Source organism: Desulfobacula sp., from assembly GCF_014237455.1.
Classification (GTDB): Bacteria; Desulfobacterota; Desulfobacteria; order Desulfobacterales; family Desulfobacteraceae; genus Desulfobacula.
Genome location: NZ_JABZFL010000034.1, coordinates 33,102 through 47,386, shown reverse-complemented (window position 1 = coordinate 47,386; position 14,285 = coordinate 33,102). Strand labels below are relative to the sequence as shown.

The 14,285-nt window shown below is 40.1% G+C and carries 18 protein-coding genes and 1 tRNA gene; 5 read left to right on the top strand and 14 right to left on the bottom strand.

Going from position 1 to position 14,285, the window contains the following annotated elements; all coding sequences use genetic code 11:
• The 12 genes from HGJ91_RS16495 to HGJ91_RS05530 all read right to left on the bottom strand — a co-directional run.
• Nucleotides 1-140: DUF2784 family protein (locus HGJ91_RS16495; protein WP_367142577.1), on the bottom strand; the 140-nt coding region annotated here is incomplete at its 3' end.
• Nucleotides 141-229: 89 nt separating this feature from the next.
• Complete coding sequence (locus HGJ91_RS05580) at nt 230-526, bottom strand: antibiotic biosynthesis monooxygenase (protein WP_291346719.1); 297 nt, start codon at nt 524-526, stop codon at nt 230-232.
• Nucleotides 527-895: 369 nt separating this feature from the next.
• Nucleotides 896-1,216: a Mor transcription activator family protein gene (locus tag HGJ91_RS05575; protein WP_291346718.1), complete on the bottom strand. Its 321-nt coding sequence runs from the start codon at nt 1,214-1,216 to the stop codon at nt 896-898.
• A gap of 120 nt (nt 1,217-1,336) precedes the next feature.
• Nucleotides 1,337-2,080: a hypothetical protein gene (locus HGJ91_RS05570; RefSeq protein ID WP_291346717.1), complete on the bottom strand. Its 744-nt coding sequence runs from the start codon at nt 2,078-2,080 to the stop codon at nt 1,337-1,339.
• A gap of 46 nt (nt 2,081-2,126) precedes the next feature.
• Complete coding sequence (locus tag HGJ91_RS05565) at nt 2,127-2,741, bottom strand: phage protease (protein ID WP_291346716.1); 615 nt, start codon at nt 2,739-2,741, stop codon at nt 2,127-2,129.
• A 65-nt stretch (nt 2,742-2,806) separates the two neighbouring features.
• On the bottom strand, nt 2,807-3,211 hold the full coding sequence (locus tag HGJ91_RS05560) for a hypothetical protein (protein ID WP_291346715.1): 405 nt from the start codon (nt 3,209-3,211) through the stop codon (nt 2,807-2,809).
• 10 nt (nt 3,212-3,221) lie between these two features.
• Nucleotides 3,222-3,560, bottom strand: coding sequence for a hypothetical protein (locus HGJ91_RS05555; RefSeq protein WP_291346714.1), 339 nt, complete (start codon nt 3,558-3,560; stop codon nt 3,222-3,224).
• Between the two features lies 1 nt (nt 3,561).
• Nucleotides 3,562-4,056, bottom strand: coding sequence for a phage protein GemA/Gp16 family protein (locus tag HGJ91_RS05550; RefSeq protein ID WP_291346713.1), 495 nt, complete (start codon nt 4,054-4,056; stop codon nt 3,562-3,564).
• 17 nt (nt 4,057-4,073) lie between these two features.
• Nucleotides 4,074-4,619: a hypothetical protein gene (locus tag HGJ91_RS05545; RefSeq protein WP_291346712.1), complete on the bottom strand. Its 546-nt coding sequence runs from the start codon at nt 4,617-4,619 to the stop codon at nt 4,074-4,076.
• A gap of 11 nt (nt 4,620-4,630) precedes the next feature.
• Nucleotides 4,631-5,350, bottom strand: a complete 720-nt coding sequence (locus tag HGJ91_RS05540) for an AAA family ATPase (RefSeq protein ID WP_291346711.1) — start codon at nt 5,348-5,350, stop codon at nt 4,631-4,633.
• 1 nt (nt 5,351) lies between these two features.
• Complete coding sequence (locus tag HGJ91_RS05535) at nt 5,352-7,619, bottom strand: Mu transposase C-terminal domain-containing protein (protein ID WP_291346710.1); 2,268 nt, start codon at nt 7,617-7,619, stop codon at nt 5,352-5,354.
• Nucleotides 7,620-7,623: 4 nt separating this feature from the next.
• Nucleotides 7,624-7,827 (bottom strand): hypothetical protein, encoded by a 204-nt coding sequence (locus tag HGJ91_RS05530; RefSeq protein WP_291346709.1) that lies wholly within the window; start codon nt 7,825-7,827, stop codon nt 7,624-7,626.
• A 157-nt stretch (nt 7,828-7,984) separates the two neighbouring features.
• On the opposite strand from HGJ91_RS05530, the gene HGJ91_RS05525 reads away from it, so the two are divergent.
• Nucleotides 7,985-8,467 (top strand): helix-turn-helix transcriptional regulator, encoded by a 483-nt coding sequence (locus tag HGJ91_RS05525; RefSeq protein WP_291346708.1) that lies wholly within the window; start codon nt 7,985-7,987, stop codon nt 8,465-8,467.
• 603 nt (nt 8,468-9,070) lie between these two features.
• Here HGJ91_RS05525 and HGJ91_RS05520 read toward each other — a convergent pair.
• Both HGJ91_RS05520 and HGJ91_RS05515 read right to left on the bottom strand, forming a co-directional pair.
• Nucleotides 9,071-9,168: transfer RNA gene (locus tag HGJ91_RS05520), tRNA-Sec, on the bottom strand.
• Between the two features lie 163 nt (nt 9,169-9,331).
• Entirely contained in the window at nt 9,332-10,201 is an 870-nt protein-coding gene (locus HGJ91_RS05515; RefSeq protein ID WP_291346707.1) for a homocysteine S-methyltransferase family protein, read from the bottom strand.
• A gap of 182 nt (nt 10,202-10,383) precedes the next feature.
• Between HGJ91_RS05515 and HGJ91_RS05510 the strand changes: the two genes are divergently transcribed.
• Genes HGJ91_RS05510 through recA form a run of 4 tightly spaced genes read left to right on the top strand, consistent with a single transcriptional unit; the run spans nt 10,384 to nt 14,267 of the window.
• On the top strand, nt 10,384-11,523 hold the full coding sequence (locus HGJ91_RS05510; RefSeq protein WP_291346706.1) for a M20/M25/M40 family metallo-hydrolase: 1,140 nt from the start codon (nt 10,384-10,386) through the stop codon (nt 11,521-11,523).
• Nucleotides 11,524-12,726: a nickel pincer cofactor biosynthesis protein LarC gene (larC, locus tag HGJ91_RS05505; RefSeq protein WP_291346705.1), complete on the top strand. Its 1,203-nt coding sequence runs from the start codon at nt 11,524-11,526 to the stop codon at nt 12,724-12,726.
• 55 nt (nt 12,727-12,781) lie between these two features.
• Complete coding sequence (locus HGJ91_RS05500; protein WP_291346704.1) at nt 12,782-13,222, top strand: phosphatidylglycerophosphatase A; 441 nt, start codon at nt 12,782-12,784, stop codon at nt 13,220-13,222.
• Nucleotides 13,223-13,232: 10 nt separating this feature from the next.
• Complete coding sequence (gene recA, locus HGJ91_RS05495) at nt 13,233-14,267, top strand: recombinase RecA (RefSeq protein WP_291346703.1); 1,035 nt, start codon at nt 13,233-13,235, stop codon at nt 14,265-14,267.
• Nucleotides 14,268-14,285: the final 18 nt, after the last annotated feature.

Here is a 14,285-nt window from a genome sequence, read left to right as displayed (position 1 = left end):
AATTCAATCAATGCCCCCCAGAAAATCGCAGGAATGTGCAGCCATAGTATCCATTCCTTGTAAAACACGAGCAGGCCGCCGAATATCACAAACAGGATAAACGCAAAGTGCACCATCAAGATGCTGTTTGCCAAAAGCATATGGATCACAATAATGATCTTCCTTCAAGATATTGATCTGCTATAGTTTGTCACAATAATTTTGGAGACTTCAAATGCCGTTTTTTTTGTTATGCGTACAAGCCTAAATTATAGGCAGCATATACAGTCGAACCATTAAGCAGTTCTGAGAATTTTGCCTCAAGTTCCTTTCGTGACGCGTTGTCTTTATATCTATCCCAATCTTCTTTTTTTTCCCACATGGAGACCACAACGATTTCATTTGGATCGTCACAGCCTCTAAGGGTTTCAGAAGAGATATAACCTTGCTCTCCCATAGCATTGGATCGGGCCTGGATTAACATTTCAGAAATTTTTTGCAAATTACCATCTTTAAAGCTTCTCTTAATAAAAATTTTAACAGCCATGATAATACCTCCTTGTTATATTTGTTTAAAAAAGGGCACAACATGTGAAGTTTTCAATCTTTCTTGCTCACCAAGAAAGGGCGACCTTCAGAGCAGGTGCCCATATGAATATGAACTCTGATGACATTTTTCCATTCTGAAAGCCAAAAAATCACGGGATCGATCTGATTAGAATAAGGAGAATATCTGTTTCAATAAAACCGAAATTACTAAAATTCAAATTAGCACGTCTGAGGAAATTCGTGTAGAGTGACATTTAAAATCCGACTTTTGACAAATAAAACCATCCGTAAAAAGTGCGATAAATTTTGGACGCAAAAAACCTGTTCGATTCAAACTATTTGATTTGATCCGATCCAGGTTGTTGAATTATCTAAATTTTGTTATCCCCACCCCCTTTTTTTTTCTTAGAATATACCGGATCTGACGCACCGTAAGCCTGTATTTTTTTGACAATTCCCTATGGTTGTTCCCTGTAAAATCCTTGCGGATATCTCTATTTCTACTATTTCGCATAACTGATTCAAGCTTTGGGAGATACAAGGCTTCACCGCCAAATTCTTTGATGAGTTTTACTGTAGAATCTATGCCTATCACATCAACAACAGTCTGAATCAGTTCGTTAAAATTTTCGATCTTAGTGAACGGATTCAGGCTGTCGTTGATCATATGTTTTTTATTTTGAGCCATGTCTATTTAAACCTTGTTAAGTTGTTGAACTCTGTATAAAAAGGTTAAGGAAGGCCCCTAACAAGGCACCTTCCTTAAACACCGCAGGAGGACAGCAAGGAGGTCCGTGCTCCATCAGTATTACTCAAATGGGGTTATAGCAGGTTGCCGTTTCTGCTGTTTGTCTATCCCCAACTTTATGTATGCAGTAAGCATCTTGTCTGATGTCACTTTGTAGCCGATATTATCAACGACTCCTTCAAAACGCCCTGCCACAAGTTTCCATAGTTTGACATATATGGTCCATCTACACCCGTTAGGGTAAGGCAGGGCCTCGCCCGTGTCTTTATAAATCCACCTGGATCTTGGGCTAAATTTTTCTTCTCTTACAGCTTTTAATTGGTCAATTCTTGCCTGATTTTCTTTTATGGTAGAATCTATCTCCTGGACAGTCATACCACCCTCAAGACCTGCAAAAATAGCGTCCTTTTCCTTGTTGGTTAAGCTAAAAACATAGGGATGTATATCACCGCCAAGGATCTTATGTGCACCTATTTTATCGGCGAATGAAAAAAAAGGAAGTTCCCTGTTTTGAAGTTCTTTTATTAGCGTTTGAAGCTGTTCGAGTTGAAATTTTCTATATTTCTGCATGGCACCTTCAAGCCAGGCTCTAAGCTCATCTTTGCTGATTTTATTTGTCCTGGTTTCCATGATGGATTTCTCAAGAGTGTCTATTTCATCCTGAAGTTTTTTGTCTTCAATGTAATCGTCAACCCAATCCAGGCTAAGCAATTCTTTATTAAATCCTAAAGAAAAGCTTGTAATGCCTCCAGAATGTCCTAATATATTTCCCAGCTCTCTTTCAATTTTATTATAATTTAACATTTTATACCCCTTTGCTTGATTGTTAATATCCAGCCAATCTCAGGCTTTAATCGTTTGGTAAAAGATGATTTATTTTTTCCTCATCGGTTTCAAAAAGTTGTAAACTATTAGGTATTTCACTTGCATATTCCAAATAGTCCTCAAGCTCTAAACCCATCATTTCATTCAAACGTTGCTGATCCTGGCTTATCACAAGATGTCCTGCCTTGCCTGTAACAAGTCTTAATTTAGCATAAACTGGTTTTAAATTATTAAGCCTGGGCATATTTGTTAGAGCAACACTTAAAATTCTTATAACTCGGCTGTCTGCTTTGCGGACGTGGAATACCGGCGAATAGTAGCGATATTCTTTGTTTTTTAAAAAGGATTTGGCCTTTTCTGTCCAGGTTACGGCTGCCCATAATCCCTCAGATCCTTTGTCGATCAATTTTGAAATCCATCCGGCAGCAGGGGCTTTGCCTTCTCTAATTGTCTGGTGCTCATAGTCTACAACCACGTCATTTCCTCTCCGTTCGAACTCAGCAATAATGTGTGACATACTTTCTTTGTCCACCGTTATTTTTGTCACATGCTGACCTTCGAGTTCGCTTTCCCCATAAGGAAATAACTGGAACTCATGTAATGCGTTGTTGATTGGTCCCGATGAAATTATAGTTTTCATGGTTTCTCCTTATAAGTGTTTGCTGCTTATAGTAATTTTTATACAAAAGCAGTATGGTTAAACGTTTAAATTGCAGTGCTTTCCAGTTCTTTTTTTAAAACTTCTTCCAGGGCATAAAGATGCTTGAATTTTTCTTTAACTTCGTTAATAGCTTGAAGATTTTGCTTAATACCTTGGCTATTGCGTTGAAATATAGCCGTTTTGCTGCTTCGTTCTATTGCCCCAATGTTTGACCAGTCAAAACTGTCTATTGTCTTTGAAATAGCCGGATATGATTCTCTTATAGTCTCTTTCAAGGCATGGGCGTAATCCATAATGATATTACCCAAAGCACCGTCATTGTATTGGAGTGCTAAATCACCATCTTTTGATTCGCCCAGAAATGCAATAATGTTGCCTAAGCATTCTAATTTTGCTGCCCACCCAAGAAGATCCTCTGTCCGGTCGCGTGTTAAAAAAAGTTGTTCCATGTCTTCTCCTTTAATTATCCTTGATGTTGGTTAAAATATTTGTTTTGATTTCTGAAAGCTCCTTGAGCAAGTCGGCGATTACAATTTCAATTCTGTTGATTTTGCTTTCAATTTTTTTATGATTAAACTCCCAGGCAACGGGTTTGATTTTTCCTGCAAGTCTCTTAATATGGCCAATATGAAAACCCGCTATTTCGGCTATAATGTCCATTCCAACACCCCGCCTGCGTAATGCCTTGATAGCTTCGTTTCGATCAGCCCTGAAGGGGTTATCCTTTCGAATGGCTCTTCTCTCTTGGTCATCAAGTAGACCCCATACCTCTAAGGATTTTTCAGATAGGTTTTTCATGCTAAGCGTATTGCCTCCTTTGATATATTGCCAGGGCCGCAACAATCTTGTAAAGCTGCTGAGGAGAGCACCATTCAACCTTGTTGATATTAAACATTTTGGTTGAAATACCGTCAGCATAAGACCAGGGAAGTTTCAGATCAGCCAGGACAGCCCCTATTTTTCCAACAAGCCGCCGTCTGTCTTCCGGCACCCGCAATGGTCTTGAGGTGGTGATTTCCTTTATCTCTGCATCTCCCTTGCGCCATCCCATAAATTCTTTATTCACAAACGGCTTAAACAGATTTAAACCACGTTTTTGAAAATGTCTGATAAGCTTATCCCTCTCGCCAATGGTAAGGGCGCTTAAACCGTCTATTTTTCGTCTGGTCATGGAATTTATAAGCTCCATCAACTCTTCTTTGTCTTCATTATATGACATTCCCGACATTTGAAGCGCCTTATGGATGGTTCTGTTTTGTTGATTATAAGTCCTTAGCGTTGATTGTTGTGCCATTGGGAGAACCTCCTTATTTAGCTGTTTCCGGCATCTAAAGCCTGCAAGGCTTCCTTTGCGGTTTTAATAGCGGCGGAAGCTTGGTCTAATGCTGTCAAAGCTTCTCTCTTTTTCTTCCTTCTGATTTTCCTGTACTTAAAAGCTTTATCGTTGTCTTTCGGTTCAATAACAGTGTCGTTGATAAGGCGGCATCTGCCGTCTTCGAGGCGTTTCACAATTTTTCGCTTTTCAAGCATCCTCAGCCATTCAGTTACATATTCTCTGGAGGCTCCAGAAAGCTGTTCAAGGTCATCAATAGTGATGATTTTCCTTGCCCGAAGAAGCCGCCACATTATGCTTTTCAATTCGTTTTTAGAGGGTAATTCAACATACTTATAAACTCCGTGTCTTAGCCGCTTAACCTCTCCTCTTACAACAAAATCCTGAATGGTTCGGTACAAAGGGTTTTTGTCCTTCCGACTTGTTAAATTTAAAGCCTCTGCAAGCTGAGCCGCTTTGATTTCAGTGCCTTTCTCTCCTATTTCCTTGATTTTGTTCCTGACGATTTGAGTAAATCCTTTCATGCCATAGAGTCCTATTTCCCTGAAAAGCCAGATTTAATAATAATATTAGCCATTTTTTCAGTGATGGTGTCTGTCTGGTTGGCATTGGCAGCCTGTACCAATCCAATCAGATCCCGGCGAATCAAACGGAAATCACCTCCGGAGGCTTTATGAAGTATTGATGCAACCTGAATGGAAAGTTTAAGACCCGTGGTTTCAACGGCATACACGATAATATCCGCAATCTCAATAGGCTTAAATTCAAGCTGTTTAAAAGTTCTGGACCATACTCTCCGGTTTCTTTCCAGATAGCCTACAAGCTCATCCTCACCAATAAAAACAAAAAGGACACCTGCAATATCTGCAATATCGCGGACTATCTCAAGAAAGGTGTTCGGCATCTTCTCGATTTCATCAAGAAATACAGGCTTGGGATAATCCGTAAGCTTGTCAACAATGGCGGCAAACGCTTGGGCTTTTCTTTTAGGCGGTGTGATGATGCCCAGGGCTTTGCATAAATCATATAAGAAGGCTAGTTCCGATGTTCTATAAATACTTAAAATTCTTAAATAACCAGTGTCATTATGGGCGGTGTACCACTGGGCAGTCCTTGTCTTTCCACGTCCGGCCTGACCGTAGATCATGCCGAAACAACCCTCTCCCTGGTTCAGGCCAAGAGCATCCATCATCACCTCGGTTTTCCTGACATTTTTTGTTTTTACAAAGGTCGGTTTTAATTGTATTGTTTTCATATTAAATCCTTGTTGGGTTAGGGGTGGGTGTGCCAGCATCCGCCCTGTTTTTTTGGTTATTGTTTTCAATATCAACTTGATACATTAAAGCCATTTTTGCCCGGTACTCTTCAAAGTAATCTTTATATTTTTTGTATTCCGGGGTTAACTCGAAATACGTTGTAAACGCTTGATATTCCTTCGGTATCATTAAGCCTCTGACTTCAAGTTCCGTAATTTTTTCATAACGCTCCATTTCATCCATTTCCCTTAATTGATCGCGGATATCAGTAGCCTCGTTGATTATCTCTGGAATATATTCAGGCTCTTGAGAAATAGCGGTTTTTCCTTCCTGCTGAAGTTTTCTTTGTAGCTCAATCTCTACCCTTATTTTTTTTTCCTTTGCTGGGGTCAAAATGTCCGGTTCAATGGGCTTTTTTCTGGAAGCATCAAGAGGCATTCCAAGCTGATCAATGCCCAGGCGTTTAAGCCGACGCTGCTGTTCCGGCAGGACATCCGACAAAAGAAAAGCCCTGGCTGATGCTGTAGCGTCTTTCTCCAGCCGTTTTTTAAACTCGATACTTTCCTTGAGTATTTTTCTATCCTCATCCGTGCCCAGGTGGGTTGCAGCGGGGTGAACTTTCCCAACGGGTGAGGCTTCACAAATAAAAGTTTCGTCCTGGTCAAAAACATAAATTTTTGAATCGTCCTGAAGATCGTATTTGATGGTTACAGGATGATTGCGGGTGAATAGTTTTGGGTGATAATAATTTTTCTTACGGAAACGGATACCATTCCTGTTAATGGTTTTTATTTCAATATTCATCATGAGGTGACGAAGTTCTATGAGATCAACCCCAGGACCTCTGCCTTCAAGGTAAAGTTCAAGGGGGTTTTGCCCTTCTAAATGGCCTAATTGGTTCCGTGTTACATACAGATCAAACCAGCTTGCAATAGCTATGTTTGCCTGTTCAAGGGTTATGAATTGCGCCGGGAATGCCTTATTATAAACCTTTCTGTGTATTTTTTCTCCCCGGTTTAATCTGGGTGGCTTATTGGCTATTGAATTTCCAACACAGGTAGGGATTAACCTCTCTAATTCAGCAAGATCTTTAAAAAACCGCTCTACCGTTTTAGACTGCCCATGATATGGCCATGCAAAGATTGTTTTAATACCAAGACGGTCATAAAGCCCTGAAAAACCATCCTCTTCAAAGTTATGGCCTTCAAAGAATCGAGCGCGGAAAGCTTTTCCATTATCCAGGTAAACCACCTTGGGGTATTTGCCCAGACGTATAATAGCCCGACGTAGGGCAGAAGAAATAGCCTGGGTGTTCTCTGTCGGCATAATCTCCCAACCTAATGGAAAATTTGATTTCATGTCATACCAGAGTATCAGGGTAGGACGGCCAGGTTTGCCGGTGTAAGGGTTTAAGACTTCAAAATTTAATGTGTGACCATCAGCAATGAGAACGTCACCAACGGCAATTTTACTATAATCTCGCTCGATGTATGGGAGACATTTGTCATTAAGGGCCTTGGAGCCTTCACGGCTGAACACCCAGGAGGGATAATTTTTTTCCATATATTTTTGAAGCCACCGGCGGCAAGTTCTATCACTGACCTTTATTGGAATTCCCCTGGCCGCTATCGTTGATTTGGCTATCCGTATGACTTCAGAAATCAAGGGTTGATTAGGGTGAAGGGCGTGTTTTACAAGGATTTCCTTTTGTTCTTCAGTGAGTCTGCTTTTATCCTTTCGATGGAAACCCCTGGTGTCAGCTAACGGGTATGGGGTCTTAGATTTGAGTAGTTGTTTTTGCCATCCCTGAACAGTTCTCCAACTGCCGATTTTACCAACAATTTTGAAAAGTTTTGGATAGCGTTTACCGGTGTTATATTTTTTTATAAATTCATTTTTAAAAGCGCTTTTCTTGCCTGTCGGTGCTTGTCTAATATGCTTATTGTAAAACTGAATGATGTCAACTTTAGCACCATGAATGGCAATATGATTTTTTGTTAATAGGTGGTCATTTTGGGCAGTTTGAGAGATCGGAAGATTTGAAGAGGCTTGAACCATACCTTGTTCAGGTTTAAGGGCTGGGTATTTTGCAATTATCATGACCCGTACATCATCCGGCAGCGTGTCAAAATTATAAGTGTGTTTTTTCCCACCACGGCCTCTAATTATTTCTGAAGGCCATTGTTCTTTGTTTGCCCTGGCCAATACTGCTCTTGGAGTCTGTTCAAGACAGATGGAAATATTTTTTGTAGTGAGCGCCGGTTCCATTTTATTACCGCCTTGTTTTCTTCTCATCCCAAAGAAAATCGTAATCTTTGCCAAGGGCAAGTGCTATGCTTTTTCGGACTTTAATCGAATGAATACGACCGGTTATTACTCCGCATATATGCGACGTTCTATACCCCAAAATTTTGGCAAGATTTTTATTTGTAAGATCTTGGTCTATCATTTCTTTTTTAACATTTTTAAAAATCATAATTGCATCCCTTCAATTCTTGGTGTATGTTGTAAATTGTAATAAGTACCATATTTATGTGATATAGTACCTAATTAGGGGCTTGTCAATTAAAAAAATACCTAATTAGCATCTTTTTTTTAATTTTGCGTTACTTTCACAATTTAAAGGAAGAACTATGGAGTCTAAACCCATTGAAAATTTTAAGGACCGCTTAAAATATATAATCGAACGAACTGGATTGACAAAGGTTGAGTTCGCTTCCCGATGTCAGATTAGCAGAACACAAATATTTAGATATCTGAAAGGAGAGCAAAGTCCGGGGAAAAAATTTTTAGATAATCTAAATAAACAATTCCCAAAAGTCGATATGATGTGGTTAATAACTGGAATAATATCTTTATCCGATACAGAAATGTGGTTTACTCCTTTTAGAGATGGTGATTTGAGTTTTTATAATTGGATTAGTACACTACCATTTGATTCTCAACTTGCCGAAATGCTAGTGTTCAAGGCTATGGATGAAACAGGGGTTGTGCTTGAAGATAAAGATAGAATGGTTTTTGTTGACTTTGTGAAAAAAAAAATAACTCATAACCTCTTAACTGAGGTTGTTGAACAATTATCTTTAGTTAAACAAATGATAAAAAAAAATAAGTAAAATCGATTTTAAATCATCCGGGCCAAAAATCAAAATTTATAGAAAATTGCTTCGTTTTTTAAAAAAAATGCGGCTTGCCGTTTCCGACTCTTTTTAGCGTGATTTTTACAATATTTCATATAACCTATAGATATTAAATGAGATATCAATTTTTCAATCTATTCCCGACCCATTTCCGGCTCTACTGATTTATTGAAGAATCGGGCCAGCCCAAAAAGCTAAAAAATGCGCTGAATTGAAATAGTAATATGGCTTAAAAAGACTATTCTAAAAGGCTTTCAGAGCTTTACTATAATCAAAAAGGCGGATGGTTTTATTTGTCAAAAATCAAGAAAACGCTCCAAAATATTTTGACAAATAAAACCATCCAAAAAACACAACTTTCAAAAAGCCCAACACGCCCACCCGGTCTGGATATCGTCCCATAAGAGTCTCATAAGAGTGCCCATAGATCCAGCAATATCAACGGATGGTTCTTAGTGTCCCCCCACAATTCGTCAATCAAGGATTTCCCAAAGGATTTCCCAAAAATCTCTACTTTTCGCTGGTACTATTTTTGGGATGATATCAGAAAGAATAATCTATTGAAATTATAGGATAAATTGGCGGAAGTGCATGGGAATCGAACCCACCCGGGACGGTTCTAGCGCCCCACATCGGATTTGAAGTCCGAGGGCCCCACCAGTGAGCCGCGCACTTCCGCATCGAAACAGAGAAAAATAATACACCTGAAGAGCCTTGTTTGTCAACCTGTTTTACTGTTTTCCATTTAAAAATACAAAGAAAATTCAGGGTATTTTTCAATACATTTTCATGTTAATTCTGAGGACAACAGTGACCGTTTTACGTGTGATACTCTTTGGTTTAAATGATTTCTTTGATTTTTTTGATGTATTCCGGTGTTGTACCGCAGCAGCCGCCAACAACTTCCACACCAAGTCCTTTAATTTTTTTGATATTGTTTGCAAAAAAGGTTTCGTCCTCTGGATAAAAGACGGCATTGTCTTTTGTTGTCTCCGGCATACCGGCATTCGGCATAATGATTACAGGAATATCAATTTCCTTTTTAATTTCACCTGCCAGGTCAATCATTGTCTTGCTCCCCATTGAACAATTGGCTCCAACAACTGAAGCACCGGCGTCAACCAGTGATTTCATGCTGTCTTTTGGAGTGTTTCCAAAAATAGTAAAAAAGCCTTTTTTCATTTTTTTAAAGGTAAGGGAACAAAAAACCGGCTTTTCAGACACTGATTGAATTGCTTTGATGGCTGCCAATGCAATATTAATATCAAAAATAGTTTCAATCAGAAAAACATCAACCCCTTCATCTTCAAGGAAACCCGCCTGGTGGGCAAAACAGTCCACTGCTTCATTAAACGAAACAGGACCCATGGGGTGAAGCATATCACCAAGGGAACCTAATTCACCTGCAACGTACTGACCCTTACCGCAGGCCTTTCTTGCAATCTTGACCCCGGTTCGGTTCACTTCTTCCACACTTTGGGTAACGCCCATTTTTTTTAGTTTTATTGCGGATGCGCCATATGTATTGGCACATGCCACATCTGATCCGGCATCATAATAGGCCCGGTGTATTTCCATGATAATGTCAGGATGTTTCAAGTTCCATAGTTCAGATGCTTCTCCACCTGTAATACCTTTGCCGATAAGAATTGAACCCATGGCACCATCAAAAACAAGACCCTCTTTCCGAACTTTTTCAAGAATATCCATGCTTGATCATTCCTTTTTATTCTCAATATTTTTCATGTATACATTGCAGCATTTAATCACCCGCGAGTGAGCCGCGCACTTTTGTAATTAATTATAGAATTAATAAAAAAAAAATAGTATATATTATTCCTTTGATTTATCAAGTTGCATATATAACTCGCTATTAAATGAAGGAATAATAAATGATCAATTCACAGAGACTGGCACAAAGATTTCAGGCCCTTGTTAAGATTGATTCTCTCTCCCGGCAGGAACGGGATGTTGCAATGGAGCTTGAAAAAATATTGACAGCAATGGGTGCAATAGTCAGTTATGACACTGCCGGAAAACAGGTGGGTGGCAATTGTTCCAACCTTGTGGCTAAATTTAAGGGAAATGTTGATGCCGACCCGATATTTTTATGCGGTCACATGGACACGGTTGGCCCGGGAAAGGGTATAAAAGTCCGGTTTGAAGATGGTATTTTCAGAAGCGACGGAACTACCATTCTGGGTGCGGATGACAAATCTGCACTTGCCATTATTCTTGAAGTCATGGATGTAATTTTTGAAAATAAAATAGATTTCCCGCCGGTTGAGATCATTTTTACAATTTGTGAAGAAATCGGTCTTTTAGGCGCAAAGCATTTTGATTATTCCTTAATAGATTCAAAGTTCGGTTATATTCTTGATTCAACCGATACACAGGGGATTGTTACAAAAGCGCCTGCTGCCAACAAAATTACGATTAAAATATATGGCAAGGCTGCCCATTCAGGTGCGGAGCCTGAAAACGGGGTGAATGCCATTATGGTCGCATCTAAAGCCATTTCAAAGCTTGAACTGGGCCGGATGGATGAAGAGACGACCTGTAATCTTGGAATTATAAAAGGTGGGATTGCCACCAATATTGTCCCTGACTTTGTTGAAATCCGGGGAGAAGCCAGAAGTCATAGTGTCGAAAAATTAAAGAGAGTTACGGATAATATTGTCAATACGTTTCAGACTGCGGCAGAGAAGTTTAAAGGTGATCCGGATCTTCCCAGGATAGAAGCCATTGTCCAAAATGATTTTCCCAATACAAATATTTCCGAGGATCACAAGGCGATTAAACTTGCCAGGAAAGCCGCAGACAATCTTGGTATTGATTTGGCAAGCAAGACCATTGGCGGCGGTGCAGATGCAAATATTTTTTTTGGCAAAGGCATTGTTGCAGGCGTCCTCGGAACCGGCATGACCGATGTCCACACCTTAAATGAATCTATTGCCATCAAAGATATGGAGGCCTCAGCAAAGCTGGTGCTTGAGATTTTAAAGGTTCATGCAGCAGGAGAAATATCATAGATGATCGCTTATGTTGATATGTTTTCCGGTATCAGCGGGGATATGACCTTAGGCGCCTTGATTGATCTTGGCGTACCTGTTGACTGGATAAAAAAGGAATTGTCAAGTGTTTTAAAAGGATTTCAACTGAAGACAAATATCGTATATAAGCATCATTTAAAGGCAACGGATTTAATTGTGGATGTTACTGCTGATAAAGAAAGATCATCAAGGAATTACAGAGATATTAAGGCCTTGATTAAAAACAGTTCTTTGCCTGAAAAGGTAAAGGAGAACAGTCTTTCTGCTTTTAAAAAAATAGCCCGGGCTGAGTCGCGAATTCATGGCAAAGATATTGAAACGGTTCATTTTCATGAAATCGGTGGCATAGATTCCATTGTGGATATTATTGGATCTTTTCTGGGTGTGGAGTATCTTGGCATTAAAAAGGTATATGCCTCCTGTATTCCTTTAGGATCAGGATTTGTAACGTGCTCCCATGGAAAAATTCCGGTTCCGGTTCCGGCAACCCTGTCAATTTTAAAAGATATCCCTGTCAAGCCTTCAGATGCAAAGACAGAGATTGTTACACCGACAGGGGCAGCCATTATTATCACCCTTGCGTCCTCTTTTGGGGAGTTGCCGGAAATGACCATAAAAAAGGTCGGCTATGGTTCAGGAAAAAGAGATACCGGTTCAGACCTTCCCAATCTGCTGCGCATTGTTTTAGGGGAGAAGGTAACAGACCAAAAGGAAAATGGAATATCCATTAACAAAGAGACCATTTGTGTTGTCAAAACAAACGTGGATGACATGAGCCCTGAAATTTCAGGATTTTTAATGGAAATCCTGTTTGAAAATAAGGCGCTTGATGTTTGTTATGTTCCGGTTCAGATGAAGAAAAACAGACCCGGGACCCAGATCGAGGTCATCTGCCGCAAAGAGGATCTGGACAATGTTGTTCACATCATACTCACTCAGACCACATCCATCGGAGTGAGGCATCATGAATGTGAACGATCCTTTCTTTTAAGGGAAACAGCGTTTGTTGAAACCGTATATGGGAAATTGCAGGCAAAAAAAGTAATCAATCCTGACAATAGTCTCCGGTTTGTTCCGGAGTATGATGTTGCAAAAAAAGTGGCAAAGGAAAAAAAGATTCCGTTAAAAGATGTTTACACTCAAATTTTATCTGATGCCAATTCACGTACCCAATCCTCTTGACAAGGATTGATGCAGAATATAGAACTTCAAAATGACCTTAAACCAGAAAGTCATAATGTTTTTTGCCACAGGATGCTATTCCGGTAAAATCCCGTTTGCACCCGGTACGTTTGGAACGATTGCAGCGATTCCTTTTGTGCTTGTTTTTTTAATTATTCCTTCATCTTTTTATGGGGTTTATATTGCAGGTTTAATCCTTGCAGCTATTTATTTTTCGGATCAGGCTGAAAAGATATTGGGGGAAAAAGATCCCGGCTGTATTGTTATTGATGAGATTGCAGGATTTGTGGTGACGATGTCTTTGGTTTCCGTTAATATCTATACGCTTGTGGCCGGGTTTTTTATATTCCGGTTTTTTGACATTGTAAAACTTGGACCGGTGAAATATTTTGAAAATAATTTTCCAGGAGGTGCAGGGGTGGTTCTGGATGATATTATGGCAGGTGTTTTATCTGCAATAGTGTTAAAAATTCTATATTTATCGGGTATATTTTAGGAGAAAAGGGATGGAGAATAATTTGGAAAAAGAAAAAGCGATAAAAACGGCAATGAGCCAGATCGAACGCCAATTCGGCAAAGGATCTATCATGAAACTGGGCGGCAGGGCAATTGAAGCCGTTCCTGTCATACGAACAGGCTCCCTGGCACTGGATAAGGCTCTTGGGGTAGGCGGATATCCAAGGGGCAGGGTGATTGAAATATACGGTCCTGAATCTTCGGGAAAGACAACCCTGGCACTCCATGCAGTTGCCGAGGCACAAAAGGATGGCGGGATTGCAGCTTTTATTGATGCCGAGCATGCTCTGGATGTGGCGTATGCCAAACGCCTGGGAGTGGATTGTGATGAACTTTTAGTGTCCCAGCCCGATACAGGGGAGCAGGCCCTTGAAATTGCGGATATGCTGGTCAGAAGCGGCGGCGTTGATGTTATGGTTGTAGACTCTGTGGCAGCCCTTGTGCCAAGAGCTGAAATTGAAGGGGACATGGGGGATTCCCACATGGGACTCCAGGCACGACTCATGTCCCAGGCTTTAAGAAAGCTTGCAGGCACCATTGGCAAGACCAATACCACCCTCATCTTTATTAATCAGATCCGGATGAAAATCGGTGTGGTCTATGGCAACCCTGAGACCACTACAGGCGGTAATGCCTTGAAATTTTATTCATCTATGCGCCTTGAAATCAGAAGAGCCTCTCCGATCAAAGAAGGCCAGGACATTATCGGGAACCGCACCAAGGTAAAGGTTGTGAAAAACAAACTGGCGCCTCCGTTTAAAAATGTGGAATTCGATCTCATGTATGGAGAAGGCATTTCAAGAACAGGAGATCTGCTTGATATGGGAGCTGAGCTTGGAATTGTGGACAAGAGCGGCTCATGGTATTCATTTGAAGGTGAAAGAATCGGCCAGGGAAGAGAAAATGTAAAACTCTTTTTAATTGATAACCCCGACATATTTGAAAAAATTGAAGTTCAAGTCCGTGAAAAGCTTGGGATCGCAGTCCCTGGCAGCAATGATAATAATAAAGAAACCAAGGCATAATGATTTAGTGAATTAGGA